1 pseudogene is annotated in these 555 nt (G+C 73.2%); it reads right to left on the reverse strand.

From position 1 onward, the window contains the following. Positions 1-555 (reverse strand): annotated as a pseudogene (locus D7X74_RS43525) (hypothetical protein); the annotation flags it as partial.

Below are 555 nucleotides of genomic sequence, written 5' to 3' on the forward strand. Positions count from 1 at the left end.
CCGCTCCCGGAGAACTCCTCCCGGGAAGCCAGGGGCGGGAGTGTCGGGGGCTCGGACACGCGGGGCGCCTCCACGGAGGGGGCCTGCGCGAGCCGAGCCACCTGCTCGCGCTGCACCTGCTGTCGCAGGTCCTCGAAGCGCCGCTCCACCTTGGGCGAGACCTTCAGCGGCAGCACCGCCCGCGGCTCCAACTGGAGGGCCGCCTTGAACGCCGCGGTGGACGCCTCGTTCTTGCCCAGGTCCGCCAGGATGACGCCCTCGTAGAGCGACAGGAGCACGTCGTCCGCGTCACCGGTCGACAAGCGCCGGGCCGCCGAGAGCTGCTCCAGCGCGCGTTCGTACTCCAGCGCATCGTAGAGCCGGTGCGCGGAGCGCAGGGCCGCCCGCACGCCGCCAGAGTCCTGGGCCCGGGCCCCTTGGGGAACGAGCCCCCCACCGCCCAGCATCAGCGCCGTGAGCGACACCACGGCCCGCTGCCGCTGGCGCTCGACGAATGATCTCTGTCTGCCCATGGAGTAGCCCCCGGCCTTCGCCGTGCCCGCCACCCTAAACCAC

Source organism: Corallococcus sp. CA047B, assembly GCF_003612065.1.
Taxonomy (GTDB): Bacteria; Myxococcota; Myxococcia; order Myxococcales; family Myxococcaceae; genus Corallococcus; species Corallococcus praedator.